At 69.0% G+C, this 18081-nt stretch carries 18 protein-coding genes and 2 pseudogenes; 9 read left to right on the plus strand and 11 right to left on the minus strand.

Annotation, left to right across the window (positions count from 1 at the left end):
• Positions 1-14 precede the first annotated feature (14 nt).
• The 6 genes and pseudogenes from GXY85_02205 to GXY85_02230 all read left to right on the plus strand — a co-directional run bounded on the left by GXY85_02205 (position 15) and on the right by GXY85_02230 (position 4619).
• Entirely contained in the window at positions 15-1310 is a 1296-nt protein-coding gene (locus GXY85_02205) for a hypothetical protein (GenBank protein ID NLW49644.1), read from the plus strand.
• A gap of 107 nt (positions 1311-1417) precedes the next feature.
• A complete protein-coding gene (locus GXY85_02210) occupies positions 1418-1837 on the plus strand; it encodes a zinc-binding protein (protein ID NLW49645.1) in 420 nt (139 codons plus the stop codon).
• Positions 1838-1889: 52 nt separating this feature from the next.
• A complete protein-coding gene (locus tag GXY85_02215) occupies positions 1890-2123 on the plus strand; it encodes a thioredoxin family protein (protein NLW49646.1) in 234 nt (77 codons plus the stop codon).
• A gap of 26 nt (positions 2124-2149) precedes the next feature.
• Positions 2150-2699: pseudogene (locus tag GXY85_02220) on the plus strand (cytochrome C biogenesis protein).
• An 8-nt stretch (positions 2700-2707) separates the two neighbouring features.
• Positions 2708-4471 carry a hypothetical protein gene (locus tag GXY85_02225; protein NLW49647.1) on the plus strand — a complete coding sequence of 588 codons (1764 nt, stop codon included), beginning with the start codon at positions 2708-2710 and terminating at the stop codon, positions 4469-4471.
• Positions 4452-4619: pseudogene (locus GXY85_02230) on the plus strand (arsenate reductase ArsC). Before GXY85_02225 ends, GXY85_02230 begins: the two are co-directional and overlap by 20 nt.
• Positions 4620-4642: 23 nt before the next feature.
• Here GXY85_02230 and GXY85_02235 read toward each other — a convergent pair.
• From GXY85_02235 to GXY85_02255, 5 genes are all read right to left on the minus strand, one after another.
• Positions 4643-5626, minus strand: a complete 984-nt coding sequence (locus GXY85_02235; protein ID NLW49648.1) for a Gfo/Idh/MocA family oxidoreductase — start codon at positions 5624-5626, stop codon at positions 4643-4645.
• 32 nt (positions 5627-5658) lie between these two features.
• Positions 5659-6630 carry a glycosidase gene (locus tag GXY85_02240; GenBank protein NLW49649.1) on the minus strand — a complete coding sequence of 324 codons (972 nt, stop codon included), beginning with the start codon at positions 6628-6630 and terminating at the stop codon, positions 5659-5661.
• A 33-nt stretch (positions 6631-6663) separates the two neighbouring features.
• Positions 6664-7701 (minus strand): hypothetical protein, encoded by a 1038-nt coding sequence (locus GXY85_02245; GenBank protein ID NLW49650.1) that lies wholly within the window; start codon positions 7699-7701, stop codon positions 6664-6666.
• Between the two features lie 108 nt (positions 7702-7809).
• Positions 7810-8934 (minus strand): hypothetical protein, encoded by a 1125-nt coding sequence (locus GXY85_02250; GenBank protein ID NLW49651.1) that lies wholly within the window; start codon positions 8932-8934, stop codon positions 7810-7812.
• Complete coding sequence (locus GXY85_02255) at positions 8924-9922, minus strand: hypothetical protein (GenBank protein NLW49652.1); 999 nt, start codon at positions 9920-9922, stop codon at positions 8924-8926. The genes GXY85_02250 and GXY85_02255 overlap by 11 nt, the downstream gene beginning before the upstream one ends.
• Positions 9923-10096: 174 nt before the next feature.
• Here GXY85_02255 and hslV point away from each other — a divergent pair, with 174 nt between their 5' ends.
• From hslV to GXY85_02270, 3 genes are read left to right on the plus strand one after another with little or no spacing between them, the layout of a single operon-like run.
• Positions 10097-10636, plus strand: coding sequence for an ATP-dependent protease subunit HslV (hslV, locus tag GXY85_02260; GenBank protein ID NLW49653.1), 540 nt, complete (start codon positions 10097-10099; stop codon positions 10634-10636).
• Positions 10633-11964, plus strand: a complete 1332-nt coding sequence (hslU, locus tag GXY85_02265; protein NLW49654.1) for an ATP-dependent protease ATPase subunit HslU — start codon at positions 10633-10635, stop codon at positions 11962-11964. The genes hslV and hslU overlap by 4 nt, the downstream gene beginning before the upstream one ends.
• A 47-nt stretch (positions 11965-12011) precedes the next feature.
• Positions 12012-12299: a hypothetical protein gene (locus GXY85_02270; protein ID NLW49655.1), complete on the plus strand. Its 288-nt coding sequence runs from the start codon at positions 12012-12014 to the stop codon at positions 12297-12299.
• Positions 12300-12308: 9 nt separating this feature from the next.
• Here GXY85_02270 and GXY85_02275 read toward each other — a convergent pair whose 3' ends face one another.
• From GXY85_02275 to GXY85_02300, 6 genes are all read right to left on the minus strand, one after another.
• Positions 12309-13163, minus strand: a complete 855-nt coding sequence (locus GXY85_02275) for a hypothetical protein (protein NLW49656.1) — start codon at positions 13161-13163, stop codon at positions 12309-12311.
• A 26-nt stretch (positions 13164-13189) separates the two neighbouring features.
• Entirely contained in the window at positions 13190-13660 is a 471-nt protein-coding gene (gene ndk / locus GXY85_02280) for a nucleoside-diphosphate kinase (GenBank protein NLW49657.1), read from the minus strand.
• 24 nt (positions 13661-13684) lie between these two features.
• A complete protein-coding gene (locus GXY85_02285) occupies positions 13685-14230 on the minus strand; it encodes a DUF4416 family protein (protein ID NLW49658.1) in 546 nt (181 codons plus the stop codon).
• A 126-nt stretch (positions 14231-14356) separates the two neighbouring features.
• Positions 14357-16330: an excinuclease ABC subunit UvrB gene (gene uvrB, locus GXY85_02290; protein NLW49659.1), complete on the minus strand. Its 1974-nt coding sequence runs from the start codon at positions 16328-16330 to the stop codon at positions 14357-14359.
• 1 nt (position 16331) lies between these two features.
• A complete protein-coding gene (locus GXY85_02295; protein ID NLW49660.1) occupies positions 16332-16742 on the minus strand; it encodes a helix-hairpin-helix domain-containing protein in 411 nt (136 codons plus the stop codon).
• Positions 16743-16745: 3 nt separating this feature from the next.
• Positions 16746-18023 carry a DUF1570 domain-containing protein gene (locus GXY85_02300; GenBank protein NLW49661.1) on the minus strand — a complete coding sequence of 426 codons (1278 nt, stop codon included), beginning with the start codon at positions 18021-18023 and terminating at the stop codon, positions 16746-16748.
• Between the last annotated feature and the right edge of the window lie 58 nt (positions 18024-18081).

Genomic DNA, 18081 nt, shown 5'->3' on the forward strand with positions numbered 1-18081 from the left:
GGCTGGAGAACGGCTTGAAATCGGAGTGGAAGAAACTCGCGCTGATCGTCGCCGTTTTCGCGGCATGCTTCTATCTGCCGGTGGGGCGCGAGCGGTTCGACGGGGCGGTGCTGGAGTCCCTGCACCTGGCGAAATGGTATGCGCGCGAGCACGTGCTGCTCTGCCTCGTGCCGGCCTTCTTCATCGCCGGGGCCATCGCGGTCTTCGTCAGCCAGGCCTCGGTGATGAAGTACCTCGGCGCACGGGCGAACAAGGCCCTCGCATACGGCGTTGCGTCCGTGTCCGGGACGATCCTCGCCGTCTGCTCCTGTACGGTACTGCCGCTGTTCGCGGGCATCTACCGCATGGGGGCGGGGCTCGGGCCGGCGACGGCGTTCCTCTACTCCGGTCCGGCCATCAACGTCCTGGCCATTGTCCTGACGGCGCGCGTGCTCGGCCTGGAGCTGGGCGCGGCCCGGGCGGTGGGCGCCATCCTGTTCAGCGTGGTCATCGGCCTGCTCATGCACGCCATCTTCCGCAGGGAAGAGATCGAGAAGATGAATGCCCAGGCGGCGATGCCGGAACCGGAAGCCGGCCGCCCGCTCTGGCAGAACGTCCTGTATTTCGCGTCCATGGTCGGCATCCTCGTCTTCGCCAACTGGGGGCGTCCACAGGAAGCGACGGGCCTCTGGCACGCCGTCTACTCAAGCAAGTGGCTCATCACCGGCGCGTTCGCGCTGGCCTTCGGCGCGATCCTGGCGGCATGGTTCGGTCTGACGTGGTGGAAGGTCCTCGCGGCGGCCGCCCCGACGGCGCTGGCGGCAGTGCTGTTCCCGCAGGCGCCGATGGTGCCTTTCGCCGTGGGCGTGGCCGGCCTGGCGGCGATCACCGGCTCCACGCCCGGAGAGCCGCGCGACTGGCTCGACCAGATGTGGGGATTCGCCAAACAGATACTGCCGCTGCTGCTGATCGGCGTGCTGATTGCGGGCGCCCTCTTGGGACGCCCGGGTCACGAGGGGCTCATACCGTCCGGCTGGGTGAGCGGCGCCGTCGGCGGCAATTCGCTGCGCGCCAACCTGTTCGCGTCCGTCGCGGGCGCGTTCATGTACTTCGCCACGCTGACGGAGGTGCCGATCCTGCAGGGGCTGATCGGCGCCGGCATGGGCAAGGGGCCTGCGCTGGCGCTGCTTCTGGCCGGGCCGGCGCTGAGCCTGCCCAGCATGCTCGTCATCCGCAGCATCATAGGCACGAAGAGAACGGTCGTCTACGTGACGCTCGTGGTCGTGATGGCCACCGTCAGCGGGGTGCTCTACGGCTCGATCTGGGGCTGAGGGATGCGGAAGGACGCTCGGGAACGCGTCTGCCGGTCGGCGTCCGACGGCGGGCGCACTGTTCACCACTGCCTTGTGGGCACATCTGAACGATAGGGAGTATGGCCATGTCAAACTGCTGTGACGGGGCGGACAAGGCGGCGAGCGGGTCGGACTGCTGCTGCGGGGACGCGGGCAAGAACGTGCTGTTCTACGCGTGCTCCGGCGGGGCCAACGTGGCCGAGATGGCGGACCGCGCGGCCCGCGAACTCATGTTCGACGGCTGCGGAACGATGTTCTGCCTGGCCGGGCTGGGCGCCGGGATCCAGGGCATGATCCAGACGGCGAAGGACGCCGACGCCAACATCGTCATCGACGGCTGTCCGCTGGACTGCGCCAGGAAGATCTTCGACAAGGTGGGCGTCACCAACTACAAGCAGTTCCGTGTGACCGACCTGGGCATCGAGAAGGTGAAGGGCGTGCGGGCCTCCCCGGAGGACGTCGAGCGGGTCATCGCCAAGGCTCGTGAACTGCGTGCAGAGGTCTGAGGGCCGGCCGCGAGGCCGATCGTCCCCTCAAAGCGAGCAAGGAAGGATGCAGATGAGGACGTTGCAGATACTGGGCACGGGCTGCCCCAAGTGCAGGAAGCTGGCCGAGAACGCCGAGGCCGCCGTCAGGGAACTCGGGTTGGATTGCCGGATTGAGAAGGTCACCGCCATCAGCGAGATCATGAAGCTCGGCGTGATGATGACGCCGGCGCTGGCGGTGGACGGGGAGGTCAAGGTCGTCGGCAAGGTGCCCTCCGTCGACGAGATCAGGAAACTGCTGGCGTAGAGCGAGCCCGCATCCGGGGGTTCCTGATGATCGAACAGCTGTTCACTGCGCTGACCCGCGCCGTGCAGGGGCGCCTGCAGTCGCTCTGGCGGCGGCGTTCGCATGGGGGATCCTCAGCATCCTGCTCAGCCCCTGCCATCTGGCGAGCATCCCGCTCATCGTCGGCTTCATCGACGGGCAGGGCCGCATCTCGACCCGGCGCGCGTTCCTCATCTCGACCCTGTTCTCCGGCGGGATCCTTGTGACGATCGCCGCCATCGGCGCCGCCACCGCGGCCGCTCTGATCTTCGGGTTGATCTTCGGCATCGCCCTCGGACCGTGCACGTTTGCCTTCATGGCGCCGATGCTGGGCGTGACGTTCAGCGTGGCGTCGACGCGCCTCCTCTACGGCATCGCCCTGCTGGCGGTCTACGGTGTCGGGCACTGTTCGGTCATCGTGCTGGCGGGGCGTTCACGGAGGTCGTCCAGCACTACCTGAACTGGAACGAGCGTTCCATGGGCGCTACGATCCTGAAGAGGGTCTGCGGCGTTCTCGTGATCCTCGGCGGGCTTTACCTGCTTCACACCGCTTCCTGAGGGTGTTCATGTCTGAAGAACTCAGAATGCAGAACGACGCCTGCGGCTGCGGGCACCCCCGGCTGTCGGCGGCGCTGGTGCTTCTCCTGGCGCTGGCGGCCGGGCTTCCGTCCCTGTGGACGCGGGACCTCTTGGTGAGCGATGAGGTGCGGCTGACCGAGGGCGCCCGGCAGCTTGTGCAGGCGCCCGGCGGGTGGCTGGCGCGCGTCAACGGCCAGGCGGTCGTTACCGAGGCGCCGCTGCCGTACTGGGCGGCTTCGCTGCTGTGGAGGGCCGGCGCAGGGGCCGCCTCCGCCCGGCTGCTTTCTGTGCTCGCGGGAGTGGCCGTGGTCCTGGTCTGCTTCGGGGCGGCGGCCCGCGCCGGCGGAGTCGCCCGGGGCCGTCTGGCCGGCGCCGTGGCGCTCACGACGATGGCGGTCTTCTGGCCGATGCGCCAGGGGGGCGCGCAACTGCTCGGGGCGCTGCTCCTGACCGCCTGCCTTCTGGCCGGTCGCCGGGCGGCGGACAGCAGGGACGGAGGCTCCGCCGGCTGGTGGGCGGCCTGCGGCTCGGCGGCCGCGCTCGGCGTCTTCGCCGTCGGCCTGTCGGTGCTTCTGCTGGCGGCACTTGTGCTGGGGCTGTACGTCCTGGTCGCGCGGAAGCGGCTTCCGTCGCCCGTTTCGCTTCTGGCGGGCCTGGCCGTGCCGGCGGGTGCCGTCATCCTGTGGCATGCGGCCGTGGCGGGCGCGCCTGCGGCGGACGGACTGGCCTGGCGGCTCCTGACGCGCGACCTGGCCGGCCTGCGGGCCTCGCTGCGCGAGGGCGACCTGCACCGCGCCGTTCTGTCGACCGCCGGCGCCTTTCTGCCGTGGATCGTCATCGTGCCCGGGGCGTTCGTGGCCGCCGTGCGGGCGCGACGGAGCGACGACGGCGATCTGCCCCTGTTCGCCGCCGTATGGCTGGCCGCGCTGGCCGTGCCGGCCGTCCTCGGCGGGCGCGAGGGCGCGCCGGACTACGCGGCGGCCGCCGTCCCCGCGCTGGCCATCCTGTGCGCCTGGGTGCTGGCGCCGTGCGGCGACCCCGCGCCGGTGGGCACGGCGCAGCGCCGGCTCGTCCGGTCCGCGCTCGTGCTGTCGGCGGTCTTCATGGGAGGGATCCTTCTGCTCGGCTTCTTCCACCTGGCCGGCGGCACCTACCTGATCCTGGGGCAGCGGTATGTCTGCCCCGTGACGGACCAGCCGTATTCGCCCTATGCCCTGGCGCTCGTCCTGCCGTTCGTGGCCGGGTGTCTGGCTGTGATCGCCGCCATCCTGCGCACGCCCATCGAGCGCCGTGCGCGCCAAGCGTGGCTCATGGTCGCGGCGGTGTTCTTCCTGGGCATTGCCGCCGACCTCTTCCTGACGCCCGTGATGGACGCTTACCGGTCCGCCCGGCCGTTCGCAGAGAAGGTCGCGCAGAGCGTGGGGCCGGACGATCGGCTCTTCCTGTATCGGAAGGACTACGACGGCCTGTACAATCTCCTCACGGGGCGGTCGGAGATTCCGGTGATCGAGACCGAGAGCCGGCTTGTGGAGGCGCTCACGCACCCCGGCACCTTCGTGATTGTTGAGGGCAAACGCCTCAAGCGCATCCGCGGCGGCGAGCGCCTTCGCGAGTCGGCGGTCATCGAAGGTCTGGTGGGGGGGCGGCGAATGCTCTTGCTGGGCAGCGGTTGGCTGATGCAGGGCCTCGCGTCTGTGCCGGCGGGATCAGCGCCGCAACGGGAAGGTCAACGTGAACCGCCGGAACGCTGAACGCAGCCGCCCCGACAGGCTCAGGGTTCTGTTCCCGTGCACGGGGGACTCGTGCCGCAGCCAGATGGCCGAGGGTTGGGCGCGGGCGCTGCGGGGGGGCGTGATCGAGCCCTATTCGGCCGGTCTGGAGCCCCACGTCCTCGACCCGCCGGCCGCGGTGACCCGGCCCGGCTACTCCATGGGGTACTTGAGCCCCCAGTCGGCGCGCAGGGCGTCCAGCGTCTCCAGGATCGACAGCGTCTCGTCCAGCGGCATGACGTCGCTTTCCGTGCGTCCGGCGCGCAGGCAGTCCATGACGTGAGCGGCCTCGCACTCATAGCCGTTCCCCCGGAAGGGCAGCTCCAGGGTCTCCTTGACCTCGTCGACGCGGCCGATGCTGAGGGCCTGTGCGCGCCAGAAGGGGCTGTGGACCCGGATCCACCCCTCCGTGCCGGCCACCAGGGCGTCGTGCATCATGGCCGTGCGGACGGCGCATGCCATCACGGCCAGGGCGCCGCCCGGGTAGCGGAAGACGATGCCGTCCTGTTCGTCCACGCCGGTCTCGCCCAGATGGGAGAGGGACGCGGTGGCGTCCGGCGGCCCGCCATAGACCATGGAGGCCAGGTTGATGGGGTAGGTGCCGACGTCCAGCAGCGCCCCGCCGGCCAGTTCCGGTGCGAGCAGCCGGCTTTCGGGATTCCAGCCGATCCGGAAGCAGAAGTCCGCCTTCACCATGCGCGGCTCGCCGATTACGCCTTCCGCCAGGAGTTCACGGAGCCTCACGAGGGCCGGCAGGAAGCGCATCCAGACGGCCTCCATGACGAACAGGCCCCGGCTGCGCGCGGCCTCGACGACCAGCCGGCCCTGTTCCGCATTGACGGCGAAGGGCTTCTCGCAGAGCACGGCCTTGCCTTCTTCCAGGCAGAGGAGGGAGTTGGCGCAGTGGAACGGGTGCGGGGTGGCGACGTAGATCACGTCCACGTCCGGATCGGCCGCCAGCTCCTCATAGCTTCCGTGGCGATGGGGGACACCCCATTCCTCGCCGAACGCGTCGGCCTTCTCCTGCGTGCGCGACCCGACGGCGACGATCTCCGCGTCCTTCAGAAACCGGAGACCCTGGGCGAACTTGTGCGCAATGCTCCCGGTGGCCAGGATGCCCCAACGTATCTTGTCCATGGCAAGTCTCCCTCCGGCTACAAAGGCCTCCGTCAGAGCGGTTTGCAGAGGCCGATCAGATCGTCCAGCTTTGCCGTGGCGAGCGCCAGCACGGTGTCGCACGCCCCGTAGTAGATGCGCACGGTGCCGTCGTCTTCCAGCAGCGTTGCGCTGGGGAAGATCGTGTAGCTGCGGAAGCCGTCTGTCTCGTAGGGCTCCTCGGGAACCATCAGCGGATCCTGCGAGATGCCGACGATCTTCCAGGGCTCCTCCAGGTCGAGCATCATGATGCCGGCGCAGTAGACCTTGTGCCAGTTCTCATCGCGCCAGGTGGGGTAGACGGTGTCGGGGTCGTAGTGCGTGGCGTGGAAGATGACCAGCCAGCCTTTGTCGGTCCTGATGGGCTGGCCGGACGGGCCGTTCTTCCAGTTGCAGTAGGGCAGGTCGTTGGCGCGCAGCACCAGGTGCGTGTTGCCCCAGTAGCGGGCGTCGGGCGAATCGGAGAACCACATGTCGTAGCGGTCCTCGCCCCGCATGCCGTAGGCGCGGAACGGACGCTCCAGGCGCAGGAACTTCCCGTTCCGCCTCTCCGGGAAGACGATCATGTTGCGGTTGTCGGGCGCCGACATGCTGAGGATTTCGTAGTTCTCGAAGTCGTCCGTCACGGCGATGCAGCCGCGGATACCGTCGCGGCAGTTCTCGGTGAACGTGACGTAGACGCGTCCGTCGCAGACGGTCATCCGCGGATCCTCGGGGTTCGTGATGCCGTCCGGCCGAAACCAGAAGTCCGGGTCGACGTCCCAGCGGATCCCGTCGTCGCTGACGGCGCGGCCGATGCGGCGCGTGGACTTGCCGTAGCGCTCGTTCCAGAAGATGTTGCGGAACAGCATGTTGTAGCGGCCGTTGAACTTCACGACGCCGGCGTTGTAGGCCATGTGACATGGCCAGGGCACGTCCTTTTCGGGGTCCAGCACGATGCCCTGGCGCTTGATGGCCGGGCTTCCCTTCCAAGTGAACTTCGCCATGACGCTCTTCCTCTCTCGGGGAGTCGACGCGACTCAGGAGCCGACCGTCTCCGGCCGGAGCCAGCGGCTGAACCAGCGGTACATGTAGTCCCTTACATCGTCGATCGTCGCATGACCGTCGCCGTGATTCAACGTGCAGAAGCACTCCGGCTTCTGCAGCAGCGCGTAGGCGCGCCGGCCGGCCAGGTAGCAGCGGAAGTTGGCCTCGATGTACGGGTTGTACAGGTCGTTGTACGGCTCCACCACCAGCAGGGCGCGCGGTGCGCAGAGTGCGATCATGTCCGCGTAATCGTAGAGCATGTGCCCGCCGGTGGCCTGGAAATGCCTGATCCACAGGGGGCTGGACAGGAGCGCCGGGTGACCGGACAGCACCCGGTAGACATTCGTCAGATTCGGGCTGATGCCGGTCGAGGGCACGGCGGCGGCGATCCGCTCGTCGAAGGCGGCCAGGAAGACGGTCATGCGCCCGCCGAGGGAGTTGCCCATGACACCGTGGGCACCCGGCCGTATGTACGGCAGGCTGTCCAGCACGTCCAGAAGCCGCTGGTTCTCCCAGAGGCGGCGCCCGTCCAGCGACCACTCGGGGTGCTCGTCTACGAACCGCCGCAGCGCCTCGGTGTAGCGCCGGCCGACCTCGTCTTCGGGCATCGTCTCGCCGTGGGTGATCCGCTCGCCGAACAGGTAGTTGTCGGGCGTCGCGGTCACGAAGCCACGCTGAGCCAGCTCGATGGCGTAGGCGCATTCCGGCCCGTCCACCGTCAGGGGCCCCGTCTTCCCGAGCTTGCCGCCATAGGTGCCGTGACAGACGACGACGGCCCGGCCGGGATGGGCATCGTCGACGCCCTCGGGCAGGACGAGGACGGCCAGCCCCCACTCGTCCGGCATGACGCGGTAGCGGATCTTGACGTGGCGCAGGCCGTAACGCTCGTACTGCTCCAGCACCTCGTGCTCGGGTTCGATCACCAGGTCGGGCGCGGTGCCCATGGAACCCATGACGCGCGTGTGGATGCGGCGTCGAATCTCCGGCCATTCCTCCGGTCGCGTGTCCTGCAGAACAACGTCTCGGAACATGCCGCGTCTCCTTCCTGCCCTCGGGCCGGAGTCCGCCTCGGGGCAGCGCGGCCGTCTCGGCCGCGTGTCCGGGGCGGGGAGAGATGGGGCGGACTCCTGTCCGCGTGCTCAGTTCACGCCCAGCCTGCGCATGATGCACTGATAGAGGGCGGGCAGTGTCTCGGCGTGCAGGCCCTCGAAGTAGAAGCCCACGCCCCCGAAGACCTTCGGTATGCGCGTGGCGATCGACTTCTGGTCGCGCAGGTAGTAGTAGGCCTGCGTCTCGTCGCGCGTCTCGTCGTCGAAAACGAAGGGGCGGATGTCAAAGTCGCCGGTCCAGAGCCCGTCGGGGGCCCGGCCGACGTTGGCGGCCATCGAGACGGCTTTCAGCACCACCTCCGGCCCCATGATGGCGGTGCCGATGTTCAGGATCACGCCGCCGCCTGTGAACCGGCACATCTCCTGGGCAAAGACGAGGAAGTCGTGCCCGCTGGACTGCCCCTTCGCCGCCGGGTTGAAACCGGCGTGCTGGTCGATGATGTCCGTGCCGAGCGAGGCGTGGATACACGCGGGCACGCCCGCGCGGTAGGCGGCGGCGAAGACGCACGAGTCCAGGTAGGGGAAGCCGTCGTAGGGCTTGATGTACTCGCCCGTGTCCTGGTAGCGCTCGAACGTGCGGTCGATGACCTGGCGGCGGAAGTCGGCGTCGCAGTAGAGGCGTCCCATCGCCTCGCCCATGCCGATGCCGAGTTCGGCGCCGATCTCGATCGTGCAGTTCAGGTAGGCGCCGGTCTCGAACGCCATGCCGAAGTCGCCGTTGGGCAGGGCGTCGCGGACCGATTCGCTGGAGGCGCCGGTCAGGGCCAGTTCGAACGAGTGGATCGAGCCGGCCCCGTTCGTGGAGAAGAGGGTCACGATGCCGCGCTCGATCAGGTCGATGACGATGGGGATCTGGCCGTTCTTGATCGGATGGGCGCCGGAGAGGGCGACGACGGGCCGGCCGGCGCGGTGGCACTCGACGATGTAGTCGGCCAGTTCGCGCAGGCCGGCCGACTGGTCGGCCCCCCCGCCGCGCAGCCCGCTGCGGAACCAGGGGGTGGTCGGCGGCCGGAACTCCGCCCTGCGCAGCGCGGCGACATCGACGTAGTCGTCCAACTCCACCTTGTTCGGCCGCACCTTCAGGGGGTAGGTGCGCATGTGCGAGGGGTCGAACACGCCATAGGATCCCCGGTAGGATCGGTCGTCATTCGGCACGGATCAGCTCCTTCAGCAGGGGGCTGGTGTAGTCGGGCAGGATGTAGTGTGTGCCCAGGTCGGCGTGCAGGCGCCGCTGGCGCTGCGCGTCGACGGGCAGGCGGCTGATGGTCACGCATCCCATGTCGACGCCGGCCTTGATCTCCGTGCGGCCGTCGCCCAGCACGAGCACGCGGGCGGGGTCCACGCCCTCCCGCCGGCAGAGTTCGCGCATGACCTCGTCCTTGGGCATCTTGCGGTCCCAACTGGAGCCCTGCAGGCTCTCGACCGTCTTGCCGGGGCCGATCTCGAACCCGAGGGCGCACACCTCCTCGTACATGCCGCCGTCCTCGTAGATCACGGCGCCCGTGACGAAGTAGTTCAGGCAGCCGGCGGCGTGCAGGTGGTCCATGAACTCCATCGAGCCGGGCACGAGCCAGGGCCGGGGGTCCTTGCGGGCGGCCGCGGTGTTGCGGTCGCGGCAGGCGCCGTTCAGCACGGCCTCGTAGAGCTTGAAGAGCCGCGGCGTGCGTTCGGCGATGAACCGGCGCAGGGCGGGCGGTTCTTCGACGTCGTCGAAGCGTTCCTCGCCGTTCCAGATGCGCCGGACGATCTCGGAGTTGCGCCGGCGTGCCGTCTCGGTCAGGGCGAGGTCCAGGCCGGGCGGCAGGCAGTCCCGCTCGACAGCCCGGCGGATGCCGTATTCCATCTGCGTCAGGGCCGAGAGGCCCGCCGACTCCACGCAGAACTCGTCCGTCTCCGGCAGCGGCTCGGCGCCCACGCGCCCGACCAGCGCGGCGATCCGTTCGGGCGAGTCGAAGTCCTCACCCAGCCCGCAGGTCATCGCGTAGTGCACGGCCAGGCTCATCACCGGGGGCCAGTCGCGGATCAGGCTGTGGGTCCCGTCGATGTCGTGGATGACTTGGGTGATGCGGCGGCGTCCGACGCGGCGGACGGTCTCGATGTTGCCGGTGTGTCCGTTCAGGCAGGAATCGTCGAAGATGGCCATGGTGCCGTTCCGTATGGCTTCGGTTGTGCCGGGGCAGGGCGCTCGCCGGCGGGGCGGAGCGCCGCACGCCGTGTCATTGTACCGTCTGTTCCCCCGTGGGCAAGTGATCGCGGCCGTCCCGCTCACTATGATCGGGCGCGCGCGGTCGGTACAATGGCCTGCAGGAGGAAGACCATGGACGAGCGCATGCGCAGCACCACCATTCTGGCCGTGCGCCGGGACGGGCAGGCGGCCCTGGGCGGCGACGGGCAGGTGACGCTCAAGGACACGGTCGTGAAGGCCACCGCCTCGAAGATCCGCCGGCTGCACCAGGGGCGGGTGATCGTGGGGTTCGCCGGGTCGGCCGGCGATGCCTTCGCACTGCTGGACCGCTTCAGCACGAAGCTGGAGAGCTACCAGGGGAACCTCCTGCGCAGCGCCCATGAACTGGCCAAGGAGTGGCGCACGGACAAGCTGCTGCGCCCCCTGGAGAGCCTGCTGGTGGCCATGGACGCCGAGCGGAGCCTGCTGATCACCGGCAACGGAGAGGTGATCGAGCCGGACGACGGCATCCTGGGCATCGGGTCCGGCGGGGCGCTGGCCACGGCCGCCGCGCGCGCACTGGTGCGCAACACGGACCTGGGCGCCGAGGACATCGTGCGCAGGTCCCTGGGGATCGCCGCCGAGATATGCGTGTATACGAACGATCAAATCCGCGTGGAGACGCTGCCATGAACGGCCTGACGCCCCGTGCCATCGTGGCGCAACTCGATCAGTACATCGTCGGGCAGGACGACGCCAAGCGGGCCGTCGCCATCGCCCTGCGGAACCGCTGGCGCCGCCAGCAGTTGCCCGAGGAGTTGCGCGAGGACATCCTGCCGAAGAACATCATCATGATCGGCCCCACGGGCGTGGGCAAGACGGAGATCGCGCGCCGGCTTGCCGGCCTGGCCAACGCGCCCTTCGTCAAGGTCGAGGCCTCCCACTACACCGAGGTGGGCTACCACGGACGCGACGTGGACAACATGGTGCGCGAACTGGTGGAGCTGGCCGTCAACATGGTGCGTGCCGAGATGACCGAGCAGGTGCGCCGGCAGGCGGAGGAGAACGCCGAGGAGCGCCTGCTGAACGTCCTCTACGAGCCGCCCGAGGACGAGACCAACGACTGCGACCGGGCCGAGCGGCGGCGCAACGCCCGCGGCCGCCTGCGCAAGCTCCTGCACGAGGGGAAGCTGGACGAACGCACCGTCGAGATCGACGTGACCGAGAAGCCCGTCGTCATGCAGGGAGTGGCCGCCGGCGGTGACGAGATCGGCATCGACATGCAGGGCGTGTTGGAGCAGATGCTGCCTCCCCGCACGCAACGGCGGCGCCTGACGGTGGCCGAGGCGCGCGACGTGCTGCTGCACCAGGAGTGCGAGCGCCTCCTGGACCGTCAGGCCGTGCATCGCGCGGCCATCGAGCGGGCACAGAACCACGGCATCATCTTCATCGACGAGATCGACAAGATCGCCGGCGCCCGTGCGGAGGGCCATGGCCCGGACGTCAGCCGCGAAGGCGTCCAGCGGGACCTCCTGCCCATCGTGGAGGGCTGCACGGTGCCGACCCGCTACGGCGTTGTGCGCACCGACCACATCCTGTTCATCGCCGCCGGCGCGTTCACCGTCGCCAAGCCCAGCGACCTGATCCCCGAGCTTCAGGGCCGCTTCCCCATCCGTGTGGAGCTGAACGACCTGACACGCGACGACCTGGTGCGCATCCTGCGGGAGCCCCGAACGGCCCTGACGACGCAGTACAGCGAACTGCTGGCCACCGAGGGCGTGACCCTGCAGTTCACCGATGACGCCATCGAGCGCATCGCGGAGTACGCCGAGAAGATCAACCGGCGCACGCAGAGCATCGGCGCGCGCCGGCTCCAGACGGTGATGGAGAAGCTCCTGGAGGATGTGAGCTTCGACGCGCCGGACATGCCCGACGGGACGGTGCGGGTCGGCCGCAGCTTCGTGGACGCGCGTCTGAGCCCGCTGGTCGAGGACGAGGACCTGACCCGTTACATCCTGTAGAGGGGCCGGCCCGGCCCCGTTGCCTGCCAGGTGCGAGGAAGGAGCCCATGGACAAGCAATGTGTCGTCTGCCACGTGCGCCCGGCGTTGTTCCGGTGCATCCAGTGCCACAAGCCGGTGTGCGACGAGTGTGCGTTCAAGACGGAGCACGGGGCCTTCTGCGGACGCAACTGCGCGACGGCCTACCGCGACTTCCAGAAGGCGCAGGGCGACCAGCCGGTGAAGAAGTCCGGCGGCCTGGTCACGACGCTGATCGCCTTCCTCGTCGCCGTGGCCGTGCTCGGTTTCGTGGCGCACAGACTCGGCCTGCTGTCCGGACTGCTCGGTGGACGCTGAACGGCCCGGTCAGGGCGCTTCGGTCGCGTCTTTGAACGGGCTCTCCTCGTCCAAGAGCTGGTCCAGCTTCACGGCCTCCAGCCGGAGCAGAACCCGCGTCCTCTCCATCGGGTAGTCGATCAGGATGGCGGTGGGAACCTGCACGGACCGGCCGACGCCCGTCTCCACAAGTTCCCTGCGCGGGTAGGTGACGACGGAGCGGATGGCGCCGTCGGCGTTGTACTTCTCGATGGTCGTGATGGCTTCGGAGATGCGGTCGAACGAGATCGCGGCGGGGATGCGGACCGCGGGGGGATCCGATTCCCACTCGACCAGGGAGACCCTGCTGATCTGCTCGACATCGTGCAGCACGGGCGCCCGCCCCAGCAGGCTGGCCGGGGAGAAGGCGTGGACGATGTCCGCCGGCATGATGTGGATGCGGCCGGGCTGCGGCTCGACCGGGTCTCCGTACCGCCCGTCGAAGGAGTCGGACAGGGCGGGCAGCTCTGCGCGGTACAGCTCGCCGTTGCCCGCCAGGCGCACCTTCAGGGTGCCCTTGTGGGGTATGCGCAGGTAGACGAGGTCGGGCTTCTTCACCACGAGGAGGCCGCTGCCCAGCGTCACCGAGTTGGTCGGCGTGTTGATCTGCGGGTTGCTGATCCTCACCTCGCATCGCGCCTGGAGTGTGGCCCAGGCGAGGTCGTTGTCCCGCAGGGCGTCGATCCAGAAGTTCACGCTGCGACGAACGGCGAGGGGCCGGCGGGGCACCTCGACGCGCTCGGGCGGCGCCTGACAGCCCGCCAGACACGCCGCCGCCGACAGCAGCGCCATCATCGCCGGCACCGTCCATCCCGTCCACTTCCGTCTCGTCCCTGTGCCGTCCATGTTCCGCCTCCTCACTCGGGTGTGTGTCAGACCGGCGTCGGCCCGCTCTGGTCGTAGACCCAGGCCGTGGCCTCGGGCGGGTAGCTGACCACTTCCTCGGGGGCGAAGAACGCTCCGATCTCCCGCTCGGCGGCCTCCGGGCTGTCGCTGCCGTGGATCAGGTTGAAACGGTTGCTCAGCGCCAGGTCGCCGCGAATCGTCCCGGGAGGCGAGTCCGCCCCGAACGTCCGGCCCATCATCGTCCGTACGACCTTCACTGCGTCCTTGCCTTCCAGCACCATCGCCACCACGGGGCCGCTGATGGTGTAGCGCACCAGCGGCTCATAGAACTCCTTCCCCTCGTGCGCGCCGTAGTGGCGGCGCACGAACCCTTCGCTCAGGCGCAGCATCTTCATGCCCACGATCAGGAAGCCCTTGCGCTCGATCCGTCCGATCACCTCGCCCAGCAGCCCGCGCATCACGGCATCGGGCTTCAAGAATACCAGGGTCCTCTCCATGCGGGCACGTCTCCCTTCAGTCGGCTACGGCTTCGTTGCCCTGATCTTCTCCCGGTACAGCCGCCGCACTCGAGCGAAGAAATCCCGGAGCGTCTCGGTGGCGTAGTCCGGATAGGTCCATTCCCACGGCACGAACGCGCCGGCGCGCCAGCGCAGGGTGCACTCGGCGTAGATGCCGTCGCCCAGGTAGATGCGGTGTGCGTGGTCCTTCGTCGTGGCCAGCACCAGTTTGTCCATGCTCACGTAGCCCGCGTCCAGGTTCACCGGCCTCGCCGGCGTTTCGCCCAGTTGTTCGGCCAACAGGCGTTCCAGCCGATTCGTCGTCCGCTTCGCTTCGCGCAGGCAGTCGGGCATCACGAGATCGCGGAAGCCGACCACCTGCCGCAACAGCGCGGGCCCCATCTCCGGCTCGTAGTAGTCCGTGTGTCCGAAGGGCCAGACGTCGCTCTCCACGTCCACAGGGCCGAACGCTTCTTCCAGGCGCTCCTTCGCCGCGGCCAGCCACGGCTCCCGTCCGGCCAGGACCGAGCAGACCAGGCTCACCGGCCGGGGGATGGACGGCGTTCCCATGTCGTCGTTCCCCGGTTTGTGCCCTCAGGCCACACAGCGACGTAGATTATGCCCGCTTGCCGGCCGCCCGTGCAACGTCCTGCGGTGCCGGTCGTCCGCTCATCCGCGCACAACCCGGCCCCGCGCTCAGGATTGGCCCCGCAGGGCGCGGAGGCGGTCGCGCAGGAGGGCGGCGCGCTCGAAGTCCAGCCGCGCGGCCGCTTCATCCATCTCCTTCTCCAGTTCGTCCAAGCGATGGGCCGTGACGTAGTCGGCCGTCTCCTCGGCAACGACCGGCGTTTCGATCCGGCGCTTCCACGCCTGCACCTCGGAGTCGATGCCCGGCTGGATGGACTTGCGGATCGTCTGCGGCACGATGCCGTGCGCCTCATTGAAGGCCATCTGTTTCTCGCGGCGGCGCTGCGTCTCCTCCATCGCCCGTGCCATCGATTCGGTGATCCGGTCGGCGTAGAGGATGACGACGGCGTTGACGTTGCGCGCGCACCGGCCCATCGTCTGGATCAGGGACGTGTCGGACCGCAGGAAGCCCTCCCGATCGGCGTCCAGCACGGCGACCAGCGAGACCTCCGGCAGGTCCAGCCCCTCGCGCAGGAGGTTGACGCCGACGATCACGTCGTACTTGCCGCGGCGCAGATCGTTCAGTATCTCCACGCGCTCGATCGTCTGCACCTCGCTGTGCAGGTAGCAGCCGTTGAGGCCCTCCTCGCGCAGGAAGTCGGACAGGTCCTCCGCCAGGCGCTTCGTCAGGGTGGTCACGAGCGTGCGCTCGCCGCGTTCGGCGCGCGCGCGCACCTCGCGTATGACGTCCTGGACCTGCCCGCGGGCCGGCCGCACGTCCACGACGGGGTCGACGAGGCCGGTGGGGCGGATGATCTGATCCACGACGCGGCCGCCGCTCCTGTGCACCTCGTAGCGTTCCGGCGTGGCCGAGACGAACAGCACGCGCGGCGCCATCTGCTCCCATTCGTCGAACGTCAGCGGCCGGTTGTCCATCGCGCTCGGCAGGCGGAAGCCGTAGTCGACGAGGGTCTGCTTCCGGGAGCGGTCGCCGTGGTGCATCGAGCGGATCTGCGGCACGGTCTGGTGGCTTTCGTCGACGATGGTCAGGAAGTCCTCGGGGAAGTAGTCGAGCAGGCAGGCGGGCCGTTCGCCCGGTTTCCGGCCGCTGATATGGCGGGCGTAGTTCTCGATGCCGGGGCAGAAGCCGACCTCCGAGAGCAGTTCCATGTCGTAGCGCGTGCGGGCCTCCAGGCGCTGCATCTCGGCCGTCTTGCCCTGCCGGCGCAGCTCGTCCAGGCGTTCGATCAGTTCGGCCTCGATGTCGGCGACCACCCGTTCGATGCGGTCCTCGGGCGTGACGAAGTGCCTGGCGGGGAAGATGGCGACGGCGCCGGTGTCCTCCAGTGCCCGGCCCGTCAGCGGGTCCACGACGACGATCCGGTCGATGCAGTCCCCGAAGAAGTCGACGCGGTAGGCGATCTCCTCGTAGGCGGGGTAGACCTCCACGACGTCGCCCCGGACGCGGAAGGAGCCGCGACGCAGCTCGGCGTCGCTGCGGGTATGCTGGATCTCGACCAGTCGGCCCAGCAGGTCGTCGCGGGCGATCTCCTGCCCGACCTCCACGCTGACGAACATGCTGCGGTAGTCCTCCGGCTGGCCGATCCCGTAGATGCACGAGACGCTGGCCACGATGACCACGTCGCGCCGCTGCATCAGGCGGGTGGTCGCGGCCAGGCGCAGCCGGTCGATGTCCTGGTTGATCGAGGCGTCCTTGGCGATGTACAGATCGCGCGAGGGCACGTAGGCCTCGGGCTGGTAGTAGTCGTAGTAGCTGACGAAGTAGCCGACGGCGTTGTCGGGGAAGAACTCCTTGAACTCGCCGTAGAGCTGTGCGGCGAGCGTCTTGTTGTGGCTGATGATGAGCGTGGGGAGTTCCAGGGCCTGGATCAGGTTGGCCATGGTGAACGTCTTGCCCGTGCCCGTGGCGCCCAGGAGCGTCTCGCACGTGCTGCCGGCGCGGAAGCGTTCGACCAGCCGGCGGATGGCCTCCGGCTGGTCGCCGGCGGGCTGGAAGTCGGCCTGAAGCGAGAACCGCGCCATCTCAGTCCTCCGGCGGCTGCGGGTCGCCCGGCAAGGGGGCGCACATGGCGTGGGGGCGGATGCGCTCCAGCGTCCTGGGGCCGATGCCCTTGACGCCCAGGAGGTCCTCGAAGGAGCGGAACGGGCCGTGTTCCTTCCGGTACCGCACGATGCGGTCCGCCGTCTGCGCGCCGATGCCCGGCAGCAGGGCCAGCTCGTGCGCGGGTGACGTGTTCACGTTCATTCGTGCGGGAAGCGGCGTTGCGTCGCCCGTTCCGGACACCGTCAGGTCGCCGCGCCCCCACACGTGATCCACGGCGCGCGCGGCCGCCACGAACGCCAGCACCAGCCCCACGCCGAGCACCAGCACGGCCAGTTCGCGGCCGGGCAGTGCGAACCACCGTGTTCGGCTGAAGGAGTGTCTGTCGGACATGGCTCATCTGAACTGCGCGTTGCGCGCCGCGTGCAGCGCGCGAAGGTCGGCCTCGGGCACCGTGTCGCGCACCAGCTCCTCCACCACGACCTCCAGGTCGTGCCCCTCCTGCCGGTAGTAGGCCGTGATGACGATGCCCGGCAGGTCGTCGTAGACGAGCGTCGGCAGGCCCGTATGGCGATTCGGCACCAGTACGTAGGCGACCTCGTTTCGGTTCCTGCCGAACGGGCAGCGGAAGAGGGCGTTGACCTCCGGCAGGTCCTCCGAATGCAGCGTCCGGCCCGTGGGCATCTGAACCTGCCAGCGCGCACGCCGTTCGTTCAGCAGTTCGTGGCGCAGCGCCGCCGGGTCCCGGAATGCGCGGGGGTCCGTGTACAGCATTCGGGCCAGCACCATGATGATCTCCATGTTGTCCCTGCACTGGAACTTCGGGCTGGGCGTCAGGGACATCATGTAGCGCGCCCAGGCGTCCTCGACGGCCCGCAGGTCCGGTCCGAAGACCTCCCGCCGCGCGTCTTCGGCCGGCCGCCCCTCCGCGACGGCCTTCAGGAGGGCGTCCAGCGCGCGCACGTGCCGGCCCTCCTCGCCGTGCATCAGGAACTGCACGACCGACCACGCCTCGCAGTAGTAAATGTCCGCACGACGGCCGCCCGTCTGAACGTTCTGGAGCCAGGAATCGGCCGTCAGCGAGAACAGCCGGTCGAACGGCACATACTCCTGGTGCCGGATCGCCTCCTGCACGGTGTGGAGGCGCATGGTGGGCACCAGGCCGGCGGTGAAGCCCCGGCCGTCCCAGGTCGCCTCCGAGAAGTACTCGGCCAGGCCCTCGTTGAGCCACGTCGGGAACGTGCGCGACACCGCCGTGCGCACGAACTGGTGAAAGCCCTCGTGGTAGAGCGTCCGGAGCACCTCCTCGACCGTGCGGCCCTCCAGGTGAGCCGCCAGGAAGCCCTCCGGCGCCGCAAAGACGCCCGTGGAGCCCCAGACCGCCCGGGGAACAGCCCGCCGATAGCCCCGTTCGCCGGCGAACACCAGGACCCGAAAGCGTTGGCTGCCCTGCGCGAAGCCCGGGAAGCGCCGGGCGTACTCCGCGTTGATCTGCTCCATGTGGGCGGCCACGAGCTGCGTGAACCCCGGGCTGACGTCCGTCTGCACCTCGTAGCGGGGCGTCTGGACCGTGAAGGGCAGGTTCGCGGCAGAGGCGGTCGCCGAGCAGGCCGCCGCCAGCAGGACCGCCAGGTGCACGGCCGTGCGCACGCGCGTGTCGGCTTGTCGCGGCATGTGGCGCCCTTCCGGGGTCCCAAGGATGGCCTCGGCCCCCATTCTACGCCCGATGCCG

The organism is Candidatus Brocadiaceae bacterium (genome assembly GCA_012728835.1).
In the GTDB taxonomy this organism is placed as follows: Bacteria; Planctomycetota; Brocadiia; order SM23-32; family SM23-32; genus JAAYEJ01.

Coding starts and splice junctions, on each gene's coding strand:
- GXY85_02275 (NLW49656.1), bottom strand. CDS start 13,163: ATGGACGGCACAGGGACGAGACGGAAGTGGACGGGATGGACGGTGCCG.
- GXY85_02240 (NLW49649.1), bottom strand. CDS start 6,630: ATGGCGAAGTTCACTTGGAAGGGAAGCCCGGCCATCAAGCGCCAGGGC.
- hslU (NLW49654.1), top strand. CDS start 10,633: ATGAACGGCCTGACGCCCCGTGCCATCGTGGCGCAACTCGATCAGTAC.
- GXY85_02210 (NLW49645.1), top strand. CDS start 1,418: ATGTCAAACTGCTGTGACGGGGCGGACAAGGCGGCGAGCGGGTCGGAC.
- GXY85_02245 (NLW49650.1), bottom strand. CDS start 7,701: ATGTTCCGAGACGTTGTTCTGCAGGACACGCGACCGGAGGAATGGCCG.
- GXY85_02300 (NLW49661.1), bottom strand. CDS start 18,023: ATGCCGCGACAAGCCGACACGCGCGTGCGCACGGCCGTGCACCTGGCG.
- GXY85_02295 (NLW49660.1), bottom strand. CDS start 16,742: ATGTCCGACAGACACTCCTTCAGCCGAACACGGTGGTTCGCACTGCCC.
- GXY85_02285 (NLW49658.1), bottom strand. CDS start 14,230: ATGGGAACGCCGTCCATCCCCCGGCCGGTGAGCCTGGTCTGCTCGGTC.
- GXY85_02225 (NLW49647.1), top strand. CDS start 2,708: ATGTCTGAAGAACTCAGAATGCAGAACGACGCCTGCGGCTGCGGGCAC.
- GXY85_02235 (NLW49648.1), bottom strand. CDS start 5,626: ATGGACAAGATACGTTGGGGCATCCTGGCCACCGGGAGCATTGCGCAC.
- GXY85_02255 (NLW49652.1), bottom strand. CDS start 9,922: ATGGCCATCTTCGACGATTCCTGCCTGAACGGACACACCGGCAACATC.
- GXY85_02215 (NLW49646.1), top strand. CDS start 1,890: ATGAGGACGTTGCAGATACTGGGCACGGGCTGCCCCAAGTGCAGGAAG.
- ndk (NLW49657.1), bottom strand. CDS start 13,660: ATGGAGAGGACCCTGGTATTCTTGAAGCCCGATGCCGTGATGCGCGGG.
- GXY85_02270 (NLW49655.1), top strand. CDS start 12,012: ATGGACAAGCAATGTGTCGTCTGCCACGTGCGCCCGGCGTTGTTCCGG.
- hslV (NLW49653.1), top strand. CDS start 10,097: ATGGACGAGCGCATGCGCAGCACCACCATTCTGGCCGTGCGCCGGGAC.
- uvrB (NLW49659.1), bottom strand. CDS start 16,330: ATGGCGCGGTTCTCGCTTCAGGCCGACTTCCAGCCCGCCGGCGACCAG.